The sequence below is a fragment of the Glaciecola sp. G7-5 genome (assembly GCF_055808975.1).
In genome coordinates this window covers 1,387,433-1,402,703 of the sequence record NZ_CM147892.1, presented here as the reverse complement: position 1 = coordinate 1,402,703, position 15,271 = coordinate 1,387,433, and the positions used below count along the sequence as shown (strand labels likewise).

Genomic DNA, 15,271 nt, shown 5'->3' with positions numbered 1-15,271 from the left:
GAAGCTAAAAATGTCTAGCGTTTCATGCCCAGAGTCAAAAAAACCTTTGCTCTCAGCCCAACCAACTACAATGAGGTGTTCACATACACAGTATCATCGCGTTTCTGTATGAAACGATAAAAATAAGGCTTGCCAAGAAAGACTGTTGAATCACGTATTCTACTAATAAAACAGCGCATAAAATATTCGGTTTTTATTCAAAATCAGGAACCACATCAAGACGAGTTTAGCAAACAGTCAAGCCTTAATGTCACAGAAGCGGTTCATATTACCAACACTGATAAACTCAATAAGACAACAATCGATAAAGAAGCGCTCATGAGAAGTCTCTCCTTCTAAACCGATATGAGCCGCTCGTTGAAAACACTTAAGAGCGGCTTTAGACTACGAAAAGAATTATTTCGATTGCATTAGAACCGGATAGGCCTCGGTATAAACCCAATCGTTCTGCTTTGCAGGGATATGACACCCCAGGCAGTCATCTTTATAGTTAGAGGCAGCATTGTTTCGCACGTTATCTGGCTTGAACAGCGCCCAACCCCAGCCGTCACCCCACAAGGCATTATCAGCAAACCTTCCTTTTTCATCTTTGACCATCACGAACCACTGCTTAAGACCGGAGGTTGAATGACTAACATCATTGCCTGTGGTGTAATTTCCTTTCTTGGAAGCCCTCAGCTCCTTTACGATAGTGGCACCATCAGGAAATTTTCCGGTTTTGCGAAATGCCTCGATGGATTCTTTCTCTGTATAAACGTCGTGAAAACCGCTCGCGCCGCCATCAGGCACAAACCAAGAGCCCAAGTGCGCCATAGAGGTCCTAAAACCGTCTGGAAAACTGATATTACCTTTTCCATCGACATAAGGGGAAAAATTTCCTCCTGCAATGGCATTAGAGACAAATGAAGTACTTATCACACACACAAGAATACAAGCATGCCCGAGTTTAAAACTGTTTTTCTTATTCATGATCACATACCTTTTGGTTCAACATAATTATTATTCAAATCAGACATATGACCGCCCGAGGCTTTCATACCCGCCCCTTTCCCAGCTCTCAGAACTGGATAGTGCTGTGTAAAGACAAAGTCATCAGCAGCTGAGGCAGCGTGACAAGCGTTACAGGATGCAGTCGCAAACGGTTTCGCAGATTCAGCTAGCGTTTTATGATCCTTGCTCGAGAAACTGTAATATGCCCAGTTGCCTGGCTCCTTAGGGAAGTGCTTTTTACTCTTAATCGTAGCTTCTAGCCCTATAAATTCTCCCTGAAAATATCCGTTACCACTAACCGCCCCTTTGGAACCTACCGACACCAATTCTTTCATCAAGATAGTACCGTCACGAAATTCGCCGGTATTTTTCCAATGTGCCCAGCTTTTTGGATCAACATAAACATTGTGGTGCTCGGGAAATGCAGCCTTACCGTTATTAAGATCATTCGGTGTAACTGGTGTACCGACATAAACCCACTCTCGATACCCTGTAGGTCGTTCAAGTTCTCCGCCTTTAATTTTAAAATACTCATCAGCAGCCAACGTTCCAGCGCCGGTTACCACAACAAAAGTTCCTACAACCGCGATACCTGATAGAACGCTGTTAGTTAATTTTTGTTTTAGTTTCATTTTGTCCTAGCCTTCTCTCTGAGGTTTGATTGGGTAAGACAGGAGTCTAGCGGCAGTTTATGGAGATGAGAAATAGAGTTTTGTTTTCATGCCATAAAGCATTGCTTATGGAAGTTAAGGTTTGTGCCGGTATCTAATTGTTGAAGGTATTAACTTTACGAATTAATTCAAGTCCCCCGGCACCGTAATTCAGCTTGAGCTGAGGTCTGAATACAATGGAGGTCTGAATACAATGACAGCTAGTAACGTGAAGCCGCTCGAGAATTTATTGTATGAAAGCGATTACATTAAGTCGGCGAACAAGTACTCTTAGTAAGAAATACCCCAGCTATCTAAACTAAAAATTTAGCTCTTTACCATTGATAAAGTTTCGAATGAAGCGGCTACGCTGCCAACACATGACGAATATCTTGGACTGCGGATATCAGCTATGACGCGAATACCCGCCATTACCCGCTCAGATCAACAATGGAACATTCACGTAACAAGGGCTCATAGAAGGTTAGTAAGAGGATGATTTTCAGCCGACCAGTCGTAATTGACTACATGTTTTATAAACATATCCAATGCGGGTGCGACTTTGCGCTGATCAGCAGTCGCAAACTCTACCCTACGCAACAATGTAGGCTTAACAATAACTCTATAATCGAGTTCTGGGTGTAAAAGTGAAAAGCGCGGAATTACCGTGACCCCCATGCCATCACGAATCATGCTCTGGATCCAGTCTTCACGCTGACTACTGTATGCAACATCAAGCTGAATCGCTTCATCCTCACAAAACTTGAGAAAGTCTTCCCTGAACTCGCAATGACGCCGATCAATATAGACCTGCTTTGCGATATCTTCAAGAGGAACAGCATCCATATTTGTAAACTCATGATCTTTTGGAAATGCGACGACCATAGGCTCCTCAAATAAATCAGTGTAATGCAGCTGAGGGAGCGGCTCACAATGAAGCGCGCAGAACACGCCGTCAAGTTCGCCAGAAAGTAATAGATTAGGGATCGAGTTAGGTGTTACGTCGTGAAGTACAAACGAAACCATTGGCTGCTGAGCCTGAAAGTCCTCTAACAAGCGAGCAAGCACTCTTGGCCCTATAGTGCACATAATTCCAATATTTAACTTGGCTATTTCACCTAAAGCCACAGCCTTCGAAGTCGCCTTCACCAATTGCCGCGAACGGTTAATCTGCTCAAAATGTGCATGCAATAATTCCCCTAGCGCTGTCACTGTAATCTCTCGGCTCTCTCGGCAAACAAGTTCTCCGCCCAATTCGTCTTCAAGTCGCCTGATCGCTTGAGTAAGTGCTGGTTGCGTGACGCAGCACTTTTCAGCTGCTCGTGTAAAATTCAGACTCTCCGACAGTGCCAGAAAGTAGCATATTTGATTAAAATTCATGGTCGATCATTCATCATTAATTAAAAATATTAACAAGATGCATCCTTATAAATAAGATACATCCCAGATTGTAGTTTGGGCAAATATTTTCATGTTTCAATTAGCTAGCACCATACTATTCAACAATGCAGGTCTTTAACTTGCTTCAAATCAAGTCTATCGCTAAATTACAATTCTCGATACACTCCCTTCAATTTTTTGAGAGAATCAAAAATGCCGCTAAACTTATTGGATACAAGCCGTTTAAACATACCCGCCGTTACTGGTAGTTTAATCACTATACTAGTACTTTCGGGTTGTGTCTCTATGTCACAACGTGAGTTGTATGGTCAATGTGATAGTTCTGCCAGCTACTCCGTGAAACTTGATAGTACATGGAGCGCATCTACCCACCCTGATGACTTTCCAAAGACCCCCCATTATTCAGAGTTGATTGGTGCAAGCCATAACAGTGAGATTAGCTTTTGGAAAGAAGGGCAACTTGCTTCGGAAGGTCTTAGAGATGTCGCAGAACTAGGTAAGAATACGAAATTTAAACAGGAAATAGAGCACACAATCAAGCGAGGTAACGCCAAGTCAGTACTCGTGGGTCCAGATATCAAACATTCCCCAGGCAGCGCCAGTATGGTCTTCAGCATATTCAAAGATCATTCGAAAGTAACACTGCTTTCAATGATTGCACCTAGCCCAGACTGGTTCGTAGGTGTTTCCGGAATCGAACTCTGTGAAAATAGCACATGGGTTTTGAGCAAAAGAATTAGCCTTAAAACGTATGATGCGGGAACAGACAGCGGTCTGAGCTATACAGCCAAAAACAAGAAAACTTTCCCAAGAGCACCCATCGCAGAACTAACCAGTGGCATTCACAATGAGAAAGGTTTTATTCCTAGATTCGCCACATTAACGTTTACGCTCATTAAACCAAATAAATGAAAGCGGCTTAAGTCGCTAATAATAACTGAACTCTGGGTAACATTTACTCCAAAGCTAGCACGGTACGAGCAAGCAATACCAAGAAAATCAAGCCTAACCTGAATTAACCTTTAACGGTTTAGTCCATTGGCACAAATTTGCCATCTAGAGCGCTAGTACCAACTTTGCTATTGGCCAAATATGGAGTTGAACTAGTGATCATTAATACCCTAAATCTAATTCTTGATCGAGATCAGAAAGCCCTTTCAATGTAATCAATCATTTTCCATCCTCAGTTGAGTTAACTGTGTTTACTGATCCCAACACATCTGTGGCTTTAATGACTGTTAACGACCCCGAATGATAAAGCGTATCGATCCACATATGATTCCCAGATACTGTTTTGTAATTTGACACATGTCCATGCACAACTGCATCAATGCCATTTACAACGTGCTCTTGACCTGCTGAAGCTTGCTCAAACTGTTTACGGCTCCACTAACCATTTCTCTTCATCTACGGTCTCTGGGCTCATAACTTGTTGCCAGTTATCAGGAGCTGCAGCATGAATCACCCCAATTCTAGACTGGTCAGTTTCTACAGTAATTGCGATACTCATTGTACTTCTAATGAGTTCAGCTAGATCTTCAAGTTCACCTTGAGTGCATTGCTCTATCCACTGCCCACCTACATTTGAACTCGTATGCGTATGCCTGCATAGGGGGTCATGTAGACCGTGTAAAAAAAGTGACTCATGATTTCCTATGACGCTGTAAACGTGTGGCGTGCAACTAGCAAACTCAATGAGCTCGGCGCTAAAGTCGCCCCGATCAATCAAGTCACCGGTAAAAATGAGCATATCGTCACGTTCAGCGAATCCCACTTTATTAAGTTGCTTATCAAGCGCAGCCTTATCACCGTGCACATCACCACAGAAGAACACTCTCTGCCCAGCTCTAGGTTTGATTAACTTATGAGGGTTTAGCTTGATCATTAGTCCGAATTAATACCTTGTTAGAGATTAGTAAAACGACTTAGGTAGTTCGAAACTAACGCAAGATCACTGAGGGCTCCGCCCTTCATTAGCCCTAACGCAGATCGACCACCAAAAATCTTAGCTTTATTTGGCTTATTGACCCACTCATCTGCCTGATTAGGTTTACTAAAAAGAACATTCAATGATCGATAAATATTTAAAATATAGCTCATTCTCTCAACCTCTTCTTTTGAGAATATGTGGCAATCAGGGATTGATATCACTTCCTCAAGCTCTTCTTCACCCGGAAACCCAAGTAGTTCTGCCTTTACTTGTCCTGAGCACTTCCATTTACTGAGTACCTTGCAAACAGCTGGCATCACTAACGCAGCTTTTGCGTTATCAAAGGACATGATTCTCTCCCTTACCCTTTCATGATATATGCTTATTAACTACCGATGGGGTAACGCGTGCAAAACTGGTAAAACGGTGCATTATAGTCATTGAAGTGTCTTGAATAATGCTCCGTCTCGCAAAAAATAACTGACCTTAATTTGTTATAGGTTCCCATATCTAAATATGTACGTATTGCATAACTGTTATTGTGCTGTGCAGGCAAGTATCCAAGACCTTTCACCAATAAGAAATCAACTTGTTCACACTGATTTAAATCAAGATGCTCTGTTGTACAGAGCAGCTCACGAGTACTTTTCCCTTCTTTTTCAAGCCGTCTCATCAGGTCTATTTGGAACTGTTCAATATCCAGTTCTGAACCAGTAATTACGATGTGACTCGATAAGCCCATGCTTAGGCAATTAATCAACTTATCCATATCAAAAGTCATCGCCAGTCCTTTGATAGGTTGCATCACAGTTCATTGACCTGAAGTATTCAGGTCGAAATTTTTGATCATGCGGTAAAACCCAATAAGGTTTGGTTTTAGCTATCACTGATACACGATTCAAAGTATGTCGTTCATTCACCATGTTTCTCAGCACACTATTCAAGTTTCGTCTAAAGCGGGCTACAGGTAATACTTGGCAAGAAATGTTTTCTAGTACTTTCTCATCATGCTGGTAAGAAACCCTAATGCTGTCACCCGCCAAATGAGTTCCATCATTTGCTGGACTCTCTGGTAATCGTGCCAATACTTCGCCTTTTTCCTGTGATACGACAACTAACTCTCCTTTTTCTGAGTTAACTACGCTTTGAATCTCGCACTCATACTGCAAAAAAGCTAGCTTGTATTTCATAACTCGATTACCTTGTTGGTAAGGTATGAGTCCTGGCATTCTCTACCATAGCCATGCTGATTACTGACAACACGAGTTGCTCCCATGTTTACATCAAAATTTGCATGTGTATGACCAAAAGCCCAGATAGCGGGTTGATGCCGTTCAATTAATGCATCAAACGATGAGCAAAAATAAGCTGTCATTTCATCGATAGGAAATTTAGGGTTGGCCACTTTAACTGTTGGAGCGAAGTGAGTGATGACCACGGTATGCTCGCAAGATGTCGGCGTCGATAGCGCTTTCTCAAGCCATTTGTTTTGCTGCTCACCCATTTCAATGCAGTCATCAGTCGTAAATATATTGTCGCCTATCCTTATTTGATAAAAGTCGTTTATTGATTGGCCAACAACCCTACTAGCGTGTTGCTGTTGGTCTTGCCCTAAGCCCAGCATTCTCGGCCAACCAGTGCAGCCAATAAATCGAATATTAAATAACTCAACAGTATCGCATTGAAGAAAATGAATACGCTCATATGCCTTGAGAGATTCTTTAAGCTCCTCTTCAGAGCTCAGCATATCCTCAGTCCCGTAATACTCATGGTTGCCAGAAATAAAAATAATCTGCAATTCATGATATTTATCGCTTAGTTCGGTTAACAAACCTGCGATATCAGTTATATATGAAATATCCCCTGCCAAGATTAATACGTCCGGCACAGCATCTAACCAGCCTTCAGGCAACTTCTGTAGCTCCAAGTGCATATCACTGTGCAATGCGATTGTCGTCATGCTCTACCTCGTTTCAATCTGTTGTTATTCACTATCATCCCCCAGGCTGTTCAAGCCATCTAATGCCTTCGGCGACATGACAATCTTCATTTTCTTTTTCAGCTTAACGACCGTCGGATCAAAGTTTTTGACAATATCTTCATAAGCATCAATTAGGAGTTTCTTTAGCTTTGTGCCTTCACGCTCTTTGAGATGCTCCAGCTTTTCATTAGACTGGAGGTAGTCTTGGCAATCATCTAGGAAGTTTATAAACGTAATCTTTCTGGCTGTCTCGGCGTTATTCACAATGACATTCCAAGAGGGTCCATCTACTTCGTCACCCTGTTTTTCGAAGTAAATTTCATTTGTGATTTCAGCCTGAAATTCATCATTCAATTGATCATAGGTTTCACTTAAGTAAGTTCGATTTCTCGATTGTAATTCTTCTAATTCTGCTTCAAGACCCTTTGCGTCAGTTTTGAAATCCCAGAGCATGCCACCATCGACATTTTTACCATGGTCATCCCCACCAACTAAGTCATAAGGTATCAGTGACTCAATAATCTCAGTCGCTACCTCCTCTAGCGCGTCATACAAGTAGTAACTTAAACTTGATAGCGTTGAATAATAGAAATGACCTTTACTGTCTAACACCCTCACCCAGTTATGATTTAGGTACAGTCGGTAATCTCGATCAACAAAGCAGCTTGGAAAGTCTGCCTTTATAGCCTCTTGTTGGTATTCATATGCGTCAAGATCATAGTCATACAGTGAATCAAAACTAGTTAAGTCAAAATCAGTGCCTTGTAACTCGCAAAGCCGAAAGGAATTTTTGCCAATACCGGTTAAAGCAGTGGTATGGGCATTAAGCAAATGGCGCTGTGACGACGTTAAAGGGTCATCCTCTGTTTGACCATCAAACGTCAAACCAAACAGCTCTCGATAAAGAAATCGTTCGACCTTATCTCTATTCTCTTCGTAATAGTGCTGGCGACGTTTATCCTTTTCTCTATCAGTATGTGTTCTCTATCAGTATGAGAAAAAAACATGGGATCGATTAACATCAACAAACGAGTGATAATTTGTTTGTCTGGCTTATACATCTTCATTTCATCATCACCTAGTCGTTGAGTTGATTAAACGGTTCTGCTCTTCGCATTTGCTCAGTTTTGTCAGTCATAATCACAATCAGGTGAGCCCCACTCTTTTCCAACCGGCCCGCCTAAAGCACTTTGTAGCTTTCTATGCTTGCACCAGGCGATAGCAACTTCATCCATCGCTGTATCAGGAACACTTACAAATAATTGTTCAGAGCCCGCTGTTACTTTTTGAATTGCAAACTGCTCGGGTTTACGCATCGATATCATCGCGTGTGAATCAAAATCACTAAAGACATTATGCTCTTGATAAAGATAAGTCTCTGTATCTGCATGATAGGTAAGGACCTTAGCGTCTTGCTCAAGCTTGATTGCTGTTTTGGCGAGTTCTTTCTGGTTTATAAAGTGTTGTGCGACACCCACCAAGCACTCAGGATCAAATGATGCTGCAACTGCATCTGCAACACTTCGCTCTTTGATACAGGATGCATCAGAAATATCTGGCCCCCAGATACCGTTGACCATATCAAAGTATGCATTGCCGCTAACATCCGTTAGGCCATGATCACGGCAGGTTATCACCCACCTTGCTGGATTATTTTGCTTGGCATGCGCTGACTTTATAAAATCGAGTAAGTCATCGTCTTTCGGACTCTCGTGTAAAGTATGCTCACCCGTGTCATGACTATCATCTGAATCCTTGCGCTCTGGATTTGCAGAAGGTAAATCCTTAAGTGCAGCTCGCATATGCATTAACCTTTTCGCCTTACCTTCATCAGTTTTATTGCCCGGCATAGCACTAACTGCAGCATTCAACCAATTATGAACTTCAGCGCATACACGATCATTCTCACTTGGTTCAATAACTTCAGTATCTGAATAACCCAAGGCCTCTTGTACTTGATCCTCGACAGGCAATTTTGAATCAGTAATGACAAGTCCAATTATCGGTAGGGAAACACCACGCTGAATCTCACCCATACGCTCCAAAACCCATTTTCTCGCATCGTCATCGTTTTGAAATCTCGGCACCTCATTCCAGTAAAAACGATCAGGTATTTGTATTGATACCCCATTTTTAAGGTAGCAAGCAATTTGAGCACTCTCTTCAGGGAGGTAAGCGCGGTCAGATTGAAGTAGCTCTAGGGCATCCCTGAATGTTTCTACGGGCTGGGGAAAATGATCTCTCATATCAAAAGCTCTAAAGCATAGAATTTCAGGGTGAGGGTTTTGCTTATACATTGTGGTCACACTCTATTAAATCAATCAAATGGCGATAAATTTACAGCCAGAATGTCTTGCTGAAATCGTCCAAAGACATTCAGTGTTGCTTCATAAGTTTGAGTAAGAAGCGAAGGTTGAGTTGGGGGTGGTAACGCTTCAATATTTTGATCTTCATTACTTTTACCAATACTTATGTCATAGCAAACTTCACCACTTTCCCCCTCCCTATTTCGGGTATCTCATCAGAGCAATCAATCTGAATCGCAGTTTTAGATTTTTCAAAGAATACGACAGCTTTTTCTTCTGGAATATCCTCAGCGACACGGTATGCATACTCAACTAAGGTTTTCTCAGCGGCCATGAACAAACAAGCTTCTTGATTCACTGTGTGAGTCATTCTGAGAATACGCCCAAGAATTTGTCGAAAAAGCAGCTCTGTTTTTATTCTCGTTAGATGACAGCAAACTTGTAGCCGAGGAATATTAGTCCCCTCACTTATCATTCCAACTGATACAATCCATGAGATCGAGCTTTTTTTAAAATCTTGGATGATTGTTGTCGGCTCATCCTCGCGGTAGGTTGCTATTACGGCCGATACGTTTAACTCATTCTGCAATATGCTGAGTATATTAGTGGCATGACCAACAGATGTGGCAACAACTAGACCGCCAGCAGATGGATTTTGCTTGCGGATTTCAATGAGTTTAGTATTTGCTTGACTAATGATGTGCCGAATTACGGTTTTATTTTCAACAATCTTTTGATATCTACATGGCGTCTCTTCAAGTAATTCCGAGAAACTACCGAATGACCTTTTGATGCCATCAGCCTCGTCTATGCTTACATCGTTATTGTCCGTTACAACGATCTGGGGTTTACGACAAACGCCATCTTGAACGGCATCAGCTAAACCATAAACATAATCACATATTATATGACTGTCTGATTCCTGGTATTCAGCAAGTGCAATCGGTGTATTATCAGAGCGCCAAGGCGTGCCCGTTAAGGCAAGTGTATATGCCGCTTGGTGCTTAATGTTGGTGATAATACCTTCACCCCAAGCATTAGCGTCCTCAGGGAAGGTTCCAGAACAATGATGTATTTCATCAAAAATAACAAAGACGCGATACTCTCTGAGTAATTCCCATATTTTATCATCTAAAGTCGGCATAGATTGATAAGTATAAGACTTACCTTTCGCACCAATAACACCATCAAAGCGCTGCGAAGTTCGAGCTTCCAGTGTTAGTTGGATATCCTGTGAAATACTTTTCCCAGGAGAAAAACACAACACAAAGTCTATTAGGTCTTCATCAAAAAGCTTTGCTACCACTTCTGCTGCCATAGTGGTTTTACCAGCACCTGGTGTTGCAAGACAGAGAAAGTGTTTCTTATCTTTAGAGAACTTATTGAGAACAGCAGAAACGCATTCAGATTGCCATTTACGGAGTTTCATTTTACACAATAGCCCCTTGCTGTAGTTCAATTAAAGTCTCGATTGCTTTAATACGACCATGCAATTTCGAATTTATTTCTCTCGCAGTATTATAACTATCTTGTAGCGGGCCTTTTAGGTGTGGAAAGTCAGTATAGAGCTCTTTATATTCATCAGACTCTCCCATGCTTGATAAAAGTTGAGATTTATAAGTCTGGATTTTCTCTCGAAGGCTTTTAATCACCGCATCTGAGCTAGGTACATTTTGCTTGAGCATTTCATCATCTTTCTTTTTATCAATATTAAATATAGCTTCCGAAAATAATTCAGTTTTAAAGTACGTCGTTTTTTTTGAGGATTTGGAGTCAACTCGTCTTAATAATCCTTTATTCTTTAGTTTCAGTATTTCACGATAAACAATTCGTTGCGCCTCGTTCTTATCCAAAAGTTTATTGCTTGAAAGCGCCATATAAGCGCTTCTAAGCTCTAAAACAGTAAATTTGTCGAAATCCTTTCGTCTAATTATTAATAGAAAGTCTTCACTTAAATTTACTTTTATAACGGACATAACAAATACCTAAAAGGTGCGAAAAGGCAAGAAATTAGTTAGAAATTAACCAAGAAATACGGATTATAATCCGTGGTTAATTAATCCGCAAATCAAGATAGTTATTGGTTTATATGCGGGCATAAATCAATGACTAAATTAGCGAAATCCTTTGGTGAAAAATTTAAAGTAAAAAGAAAGGAAACGGGTCTATCTCAGGACGAAGTAGCATTACGCTCCGGTATTGATAGAAGCTATATCGGAAGAATTGAACGCGGTGAAGCTAATATTACGCTTGAGAAAGTGTATTTATTAGCAGAAGTTTTAAATTGCAAAGCTCACGATCTGTTGCCGTAATGTACTTTTAGCGTAGCTGTATGGCCAGCTACAGGTTCTTTAAATGTCCAAAAGTTATCTATGTAATGAGCGCCTGGAAATATCAGCTCTATCGCTTGAAAGAGTATCAATACGCATCAATTTTTCACTCTACAGAGAATATAGAAATGAGTACTCTCTTCTGTCATTTTACCTACTAGACCTACCCTGCTTCAGTTTTACTAAAAACAAATCCATTGCATAATTTTATATAACACAAAGTTATGCAATGGCAGCAATGTTAGGTGCATTATGGATATGCCAATACCAAATTGTTCCGGCAGGGATCTATTAGCCTGTGATGTTGGCTCACCATTATTCTTAGTAAAAAGCAAGGCCTAGGCAATTAAACGGATTGAACGAAGGGTAAGCCCCTTCTCCAGCCTTAACGCTAGTTTCTTGAGGCTATTATTTCAATAAAACAGCGACTTACGGACATTTCTGGGGCAAAAGTAGCAAATAACCTAAATCACCTTTCACGCTGCTCAAAAAAACATCAATCAGTATTTCGAAGACATTTTTTTCAAGCTGCCGAAAAATACGCGTCGTGCCTATCAATCTGACATTAATTTGTACCGGGCGTTTTGTGTGGGCAGTGGCTTTGTGATCTTCTCTAATAGCATCGAGCAGACGGAAGATTCCATCAAAGCGTATTTTTTGCACATGTGCGAAAAAGAATTTGCCTACAGCACCATCAAGCGACGCCTGGCTGCCATCAGTGCTTTTCTAGAAGTGGCCACGTTGCCCAATCCTTTATTGGAGTCCAAACATCTACGGGATTTCGTGAAAGTGTCACTGGATGACGCTGAGATTGATAATAATCCTCAGCAAGCCGACGCCATGACCGTGGATGTGCTCAACGAAATTAACCACAAGTTTGTGCCCAAAGACTTACAAGACTTGCGCGACATTGCCATTCTCAATACCGCCTATGACGGCTTGCTTCGCGCCGATGAAGTCAGGCGATTACGCGTAAGTGACATCAACCGGTCCAAGAACACAGTCTTTATCCGCAAAAGTAAAACCGACCGGGCCGGTAAAGGGCAACGACGCTTTATCTCCGATGAGACCATCGCCATGATTGATGCCTATATCGCCGCGGCTAATTATGACAAGAAAAACAAGGTTACGCGTGACAAATCGGATAGAAAAGCCATTTATAAAGGCCCTTTGTTTCGCCCTATTCACAGTAAATTGACTACCTTACGAGTGCCTGCCGATAAAAAAGGCGAAGAGCAGCCTATTGAGCCCATCGACTATAAAACTGTGTTACGCGCCTATCAGCGTATTGGCGAGGAAGTGAATGTGGGGGTTAATTTAACCGGGCACAGTGCACGTGTGGGCGCCGCTGTCACTATGGCTGAAAACGATGTGTCAGGGTTTTATATTCAAAAGGCGGGTGGCTGGAAGTCGTCGGTCATGCCAGCACGATATACAGAAGAAACCGAGGCTTCAAAAGGTGGTATGGCACAAATTAATAACCTAAAACGATAATCAACCTCCATTTTTAGATATAGCGCTGGTTCATTCCTACGCAGCTTGTAAGTATCGAAGTTGAGCCAATCTTCTTTTTTTCTTTGAATGTTAACGTACATGAATTGGTATGAAATTTAGTGTGTTTGCTATTTTTGTATTTTAATGTGAACATTAATACTTGCAATTTAGCAACAGAGTTTCGAGATGGAATTATTTGAAAACATTCTGATCAAGCTAGTCAATAAGAAAGGTAAATTTACCGTATTTACGACTCTTATAGCCTTTGTTGTCGGCGTTGTCGCTTATTTATCAGTTACTGAGTTAGATTCTCAGAATATTATTGGTAGGATTGCCGCCGCAGCTACTTCAATTCCCATTCTTTTGCTAGCAATTTTGTTTTATCATTTAGACAAATTCCCAATCAATTCACGTGTGAGACTATTCATAAATTCATCGGTCATTATTCTAGTGTTTTTTCTGGCATTATTAGTTTTTGCAGTGAATTCAACCAATTCACATTCAATAGCTATAGATGGTGACAGAAACCATGTCGAAATCTAATATATTCTTTGTATTTATTGCGGTTTTTTTTTGCTTTTTTTCATTTGGAATTGAAGCTGACGAGATTTTAATTAAAGGTAACTGCAATTTAGCAACATCCAGTATCGTCTCATTCAATTTAACCGTGATATGCAATGATCCCAATAGTCAAATTCCAAAAACAGCAAATCCCATACTTAAAGAACTGGTTGATAAAGGGTTTATAACCAGCAAAAACCAAGAGCTCATTAAATCTCATATCAGCGAAGCCCTACGCAATACCAATCTAGTGCTGCAAAAAACAGCCGGTATTGACACCATTGATGAAGAGGTTAAATATGCGTGGTTGATGTATTTGAAAGGACATCCTGATATTAGCGAAGCAGTTCTGTCGAAAGCGATGTTATTTGATGAAGATTTAGATGTTCTTAGTGACGCTAGGCGTTCTCATCACTTTATACTACTGCTGTCACTTCATAGCATGGATAGAGTTAAATCTTTAGCTGCTATGAACAGCGTTTTAAATGACTATATAAACGATGTTAGCGATCTTCAGAAAATAATTGAAGATAAGGTTCCAAATATAGAAAGATCAATGGATTTCTTCCAAGATATGACCGAAAGAGAAATTGAATCTCTCGCCGATTACCGTCTGAAGAACCCCTTCCATACAATAAAATACTTTATAGAATATATAGATTTACTGAGAGTTTTGTATCAAAAAGCGCTTAAAAACAATGAAAATTTTACTGAGTACAACAAATTTAATGAAAGATTAGATAGAGAACTGGCGGAAACTGTTGACAGGCGGCTAGTTCGAGGAATCGACTTGCAAATTGCAAGCATGTATGGCGTAGGTGGGACAAGGAGTTTTCTTTTTTGGATAACGTTTGAAAGAAATTTTATTGAATTAATTGGTCCAAAAAGAGAGATAGCTAATAGAAATTTAATATCGCTTCAAAAGCGATTGAGCAGTCTAGAAAAAGAAGATTGCGTTCAGAGCACAAACTGCAAAGTTTTTTGGGAGAGAAGGATGAACTCTTTGCGTCTTTAGTTGGTAATCACCGCAATAAAGTATCTCCAATTTATCTCTTTCTTTACTAAATTACCGCGGAAAAATAGAAGGGACAACTGATAAATAAAAATAAGTGTCGTCCTTGCTAAAATCAACGAACCGACTACAAATGAAAATTTCTCCTCTTATCGTCAATATCTATAACTAAGGAAGTAGAACATTTATATTATTAAAGGCAGTTGTTAGTTTTATGAGAAAGACAATGTTCTTGGTAACGAGTTTTCAAAGTGACTTGCGAGCTGATTAAACTGACTAATTAATTTGTAATATTCTTGAGCGCTTTCAATACCATTAAGATCGATAAGAAACTGATTAATAACCGCAGTGCTCAGTGGAGAAAGTCCCCCGATAATTTGGAGGCCATATGTCTGTTTCAATAAAATAGTCTGAAGTTTATCAAAATGAACCCAGTCTCTTTTAATTTCAATTATGTGCGTTTCATCTGAATGATGAATTAGAACAAGAGTAACGCCCGAAATTTCAATAATCCGATATACATCACCATCACAAATATCTCCGCAATCAGTAAAATCATTGCATAGGTGGACAAGCGTTTTAATGCTCATTCTTTGTTTGATAATGCGATAGCTTC

The 15,271-nt window shown here is 40.5% G+C and carries 18 protein-coding genes; 5 read left to right on the top strand and 13 right to left on the bottom strand.

Going from position 1 to position 15,271, the window contains the following annotated elements; translation table 11 throughout:
• Positions 1-396: 396 nt before the first annotated feature.
• The 3 genes from AC0L6H_RS06090 to AC0L6H_RS06080 all read right to left on the bottom strand — a co-directional run bounded on the left by AC0L6H_RS06090 (position 397) and on the right by AC0L6H_RS06080 (position 3,020).
• Complete coding sequence (locus tag AC0L6H_RS06090) at positions 397-969, bottom strand: cytochrome P460 family protein (protein WP_473393188.1); 573 nt, start codon at positions 967-969, stop codon at positions 397-399.
• A 2-nt stretch (positions 970-971) separates the two neighbouring features.
• A complete protein-coding gene (locus AC0L6H_RS06085; RefSeq protein ID WP_473393187.1) occupies positions 972-1,622 on the bottom strand; it encodes a cytochrome P460 family protein in 651 nt (216 codons plus the stop codon).
• Positions 1,623-2,114: 492 nt separating this feature from the next.
• Positions 2,115-3,020: a LysR family transcriptional regulator gene (locus tag AC0L6H_RS06080; protein ID WP_473393186.1), complete on the bottom strand. Its 906-nt coding sequence runs from the start codon at positions 3,018-3,020 to the stop codon at positions 2,115-2,117.
• A gap of 213 nt (positions 3,021-3,233) precedes the next feature.
• On the opposite strand from AC0L6H_RS06080, the gene AC0L6H_RS06075 reads away from it, so the two are divergent.
• Positions 3,234-3,953, top strand: a complete 720-nt coding sequence (locus tag AC0L6H_RS06075) for a spondin domain-containing protein (RefSeq protein ID WP_473393184.1) — start codon at positions 3,234-3,236, stop codon at positions 3,951-3,953.
• A gap of 466 nt (positions 3,954-4,419) precedes the next feature.
• Here the strand turns inward: AC0L6H_RS06075 and AC0L6H_RS06070 are convergent, their stop codons facing one another.
• From AC0L6H_RS06070 to AC0L6H_RS06030, 9 genes are all read right to left on the bottom strand, one after another.
• Complete coding sequence (locus AC0L6H_RS06070) at positions 4,420-4,926, bottom strand: metallophosphoesterase (RefSeq protein WP_473393183.1); 507 nt, start codon at positions 4,924-4,926, stop codon at positions 4,420-4,422.
• Positions 4,927-4,946: 20 nt separating this feature from the next.
• A complete protein-coding gene (locus AC0L6H_RS06065; protein ID WP_473393182.1) occupies positions 4,947-5,321 on the bottom strand; it encodes an antitoxin Xre/MbcA/ParS toxin-binding domain-containing protein in 375 nt (124 codons plus the stop codon).
• Positions 5,322-5,356: 35 nt separating this feature from the next.
• Positions 5,357-5,752 (bottom strand): hypothetical protein, encoded by a 396-nt coding sequence (locus AC0L6H_RS06060; protein WP_473393181.1) that lies wholly within the window; start codon positions 5,750-5,752, stop codon positions 5,357-5,359.
• Positions 5,742-6,161, bottom strand: coding sequence for a hypothetical protein (locus AC0L6H_RS06055; protein ID WP_473393179.1), 420 nt, complete (start codon positions 6,159-6,161; stop codon positions 5,742-5,744). Before AC0L6H_RS06055 ends, AC0L6H_RS06060 begins: the two co-directional genes overlap by 11 nt.
• Positions 6,158-6,931: a metallophosphoesterase gene (locus AC0L6H_RS06050; RefSeq protein WP_473393178.1), complete on the bottom strand. Its 774-nt coding sequence runs from the start codon at positions 6,929-6,931 to the stop codon at positions 6,158-6,160. The genes AC0L6H_RS06055 and AC0L6H_RS06050 overlap by 4 nt, the downstream gene beginning before the upstream one ends.
• A gap of 24 nt (positions 6,932-6,955) precedes the next feature.
• Positions 6,956-7,837 (bottom strand): hypothetical protein, encoded by an 882-nt coding sequence (locus AC0L6H_RS06045; RefSeq protein WP_473393177.1) that lies wholly within the window; start codon positions 7,835-7,837, stop codon positions 6,956-6,958.
• Between the two features lie 245 nt (positions 7,838-8,082).
• On the bottom strand, positions 8,083-9,249 hold the full coding sequence (locus tag AC0L6H_RS06040) for a hypothetical protein (protein ID WP_473393176.1): 1,167 nt from the start codon (positions 9,247-9,249) through the stop codon (positions 8,083-8,085).
• A 172-nt stretch (positions 9,250-9,421) separates the two neighbouring features.
• The gene (locus AC0L6H_RS06035; RefSeq protein WP_473393175.1) at positions 9,422-10,687 is read right to left on the bottom strand and encodes a DEAD/DEAH box helicase; all 1,266 of its coding nucleotides are present in this window, start codon (positions 10,685-10,687) and stop codon (positions 9,422-9,424) included.
• A 1-nt stretch (position 10,688) separates the two neighbouring features.
• The gene (locus AC0L6H_RS06030) at positions 10,689-11,234 is read right to left on the bottom strand and encodes a hypothetical protein (protein WP_473393173.1); all 546 of its coding nucleotides are present in this window, start codon (positions 11,232-11,234) and stop codon (positions 10,689-10,691) included.
• Positions 11,235-11,363: 129 nt separating this feature from the next.
• Between AC0L6H_RS06030 and AC0L6H_RS06025 the strand changes: the two genes are divergently transcribed.
• The 4 genes from AC0L6H_RS06025 to AC0L6H_RS06010 all read left to right on the top strand — a co-directional run bounded on the left by AC0L6H_RS06025 (position 11,364) and on the right by AC0L6H_RS06010 (position 14,658).
• Positions 11,364-11,570 (top strand): helix-turn-helix domain-containing protein, encoded by a 207-nt coding sequence (locus tag AC0L6H_RS06025; RefSeq protein ID WP_473393172.1) that lies wholly within the window; start codon positions 11,364-11,366, stop codon positions 11,568-11,570.
• Between the two features lie 621 nt (positions 11,571-12,191).
• On the top strand, positions 12,192-13,082 hold the full coding sequence (locus AC0L6H_RS06020) for a tyrosine-type recombinase/integrase (RefSeq protein ID WP_473393171.1): 891 nt from the start codon (positions 12,192-12,194) through the stop codon (positions 13,080-13,082).
• A 186-nt stretch (positions 13,083-13,268) separates the two neighbouring features.
• Entirely contained in the window at positions 13,269-13,625 is a 357-nt protein-coding gene (locus tag AC0L6H_RS06015; protein WP_473393169.1) for a hypothetical protein, read from the top strand.
• Positions 13,612-14,658, top strand: a complete 1,047-nt coding sequence (locus AC0L6H_RS06010) for a hypothetical protein (RefSeq protein ID WP_473393168.1) — start codon at positions 13,612-13,614, stop codon at positions 14,656-14,658. Before AC0L6H_RS06015 ends, AC0L6H_RS06010 begins: the two co-directional genes overlap by 14 nt.
• A gap of 209 nt (positions 14,659-14,867) precedes the next feature.
• On the opposite strand, the gene AC0L6H_RS06005 is transcribed toward AC0L6H_RS06010, so the two are convergent.
• Positions 14,868-15,245, bottom strand: coding sequence for a hypothetical protein (locus AC0L6H_RS06005; RefSeq protein ID WP_473393167.1), 378 nt, complete (start codon positions 15,243-15,245; stop codon positions 14,868-14,870).
• Positions 15,246-15,271: the final 26 nt, after the last annotated feature.

Coding starts and splice junctions, on each gene's coding strand:
- AC0L6H_RS06010 (WP_473393168.1), top strand. CDS start 13,612: ATGTCGAAATCTAATATATTCTTTGTATTTATTGCGGTTTTTTTTTGC.
- AC0L6H_RS06070 (WP_473393183.1), bottom strand. CDS start 4,926: ATGATCAAGCTAAACCCTCATAAGTTAATCAAACCTAGAGCTGGGCAG.
- AC0L6H_RS06080 (WP_473393186.1), bottom strand. CDS start 3,020: ATGAATTTTAATCAAATATGCTACTTTCTGGCACTGTCGGAGAGTCTG.
- AC0L6H_RS06015 (WP_473393169.1), top strand. CDS start 13,269: ATGGAATTATTTGAAAACATTCTGATCAAGCTAGTCAATAAGAAAGGT.
- AC0L6H_RS06075 (WP_473393184.1), top strand. CDS start 3,234: ATGCCGCTAAACTTATTGGATACAAGCCGTTTAAACATACCCGCCGTT.
- AC0L6H_RS06090 (WP_473393188.1), bottom strand. CDS start 969: ATGAATAAGAAAAACAGTTTTAAACTCGGGCATGCTTGTATTCTTGTG.
- AC0L6H_RS06030 (WP_473393173.1), bottom strand. CDS start 11,234: ATGTCCGTTATAAAAGTAAATTTAAGTGAAGACTTTCTATTAATAATT.
- AC0L6H_RS06050 (WP_473393178.1), bottom strand. CDS start 6,931: ATGACGACAATCGCATTGCACAGTGATATGCACTTGGAGCTACAGAAG.
- AC0L6H_RS06035 (WP_473393175.1), bottom strand. CDS start 10,687: ATGAAACTCCGTAAATGGCAATCTGAATGCGTTTCTGCTGTTCTCAAT.
- AC0L6H_RS06060 (WP_473393181.1), bottom strand. CDS start 5,752: ATGACTTTTGATATGGATAAGTTGATTAATTGCCTAAGCATGGGCTTA.
- AC0L6H_RS06040 (WP_473393176.1), bottom strand. CDS start 9,249: ATGTATAAGCAAAACCCTCACCCTGAAATTCTATGCTTTAGAGCTTTT.
- AC0L6H_RS06025 (WP_473393172.1), top strand. CDS start 11,364: ATGACTAAATTAGCGAAATCCTTTGGTGAAAAATTTAAAGTAAAAAGA.
- AC0L6H_RS06005 (WP_473393167.1), bottom strand. CDS start 15,245: ATGAGCATTAAAACGCTTGTCCACCTATGCAATGATTTTACTGATTGC.
- AC0L6H_RS06085 (WP_473393187.1), bottom strand. CDS start 1,622: ATGAAACTAAAACAAAAATTAACTAACAGCGTTCTATCAGGTATCGCG.
- AC0L6H_RS06055 (WP_473393179.1), bottom strand. CDS start 6,161: ATGAAATACAAGCTAGCTTTTTTGCAGTATGAGTGCGAGATTCAAAGC.
- AC0L6H_RS06065 (WP_473393182.1), bottom strand. CDS start 5,321: ATGTCCTTTGATAACGCAAAAGCTGCGTTAGTGATGCCAGCTGTTTGC.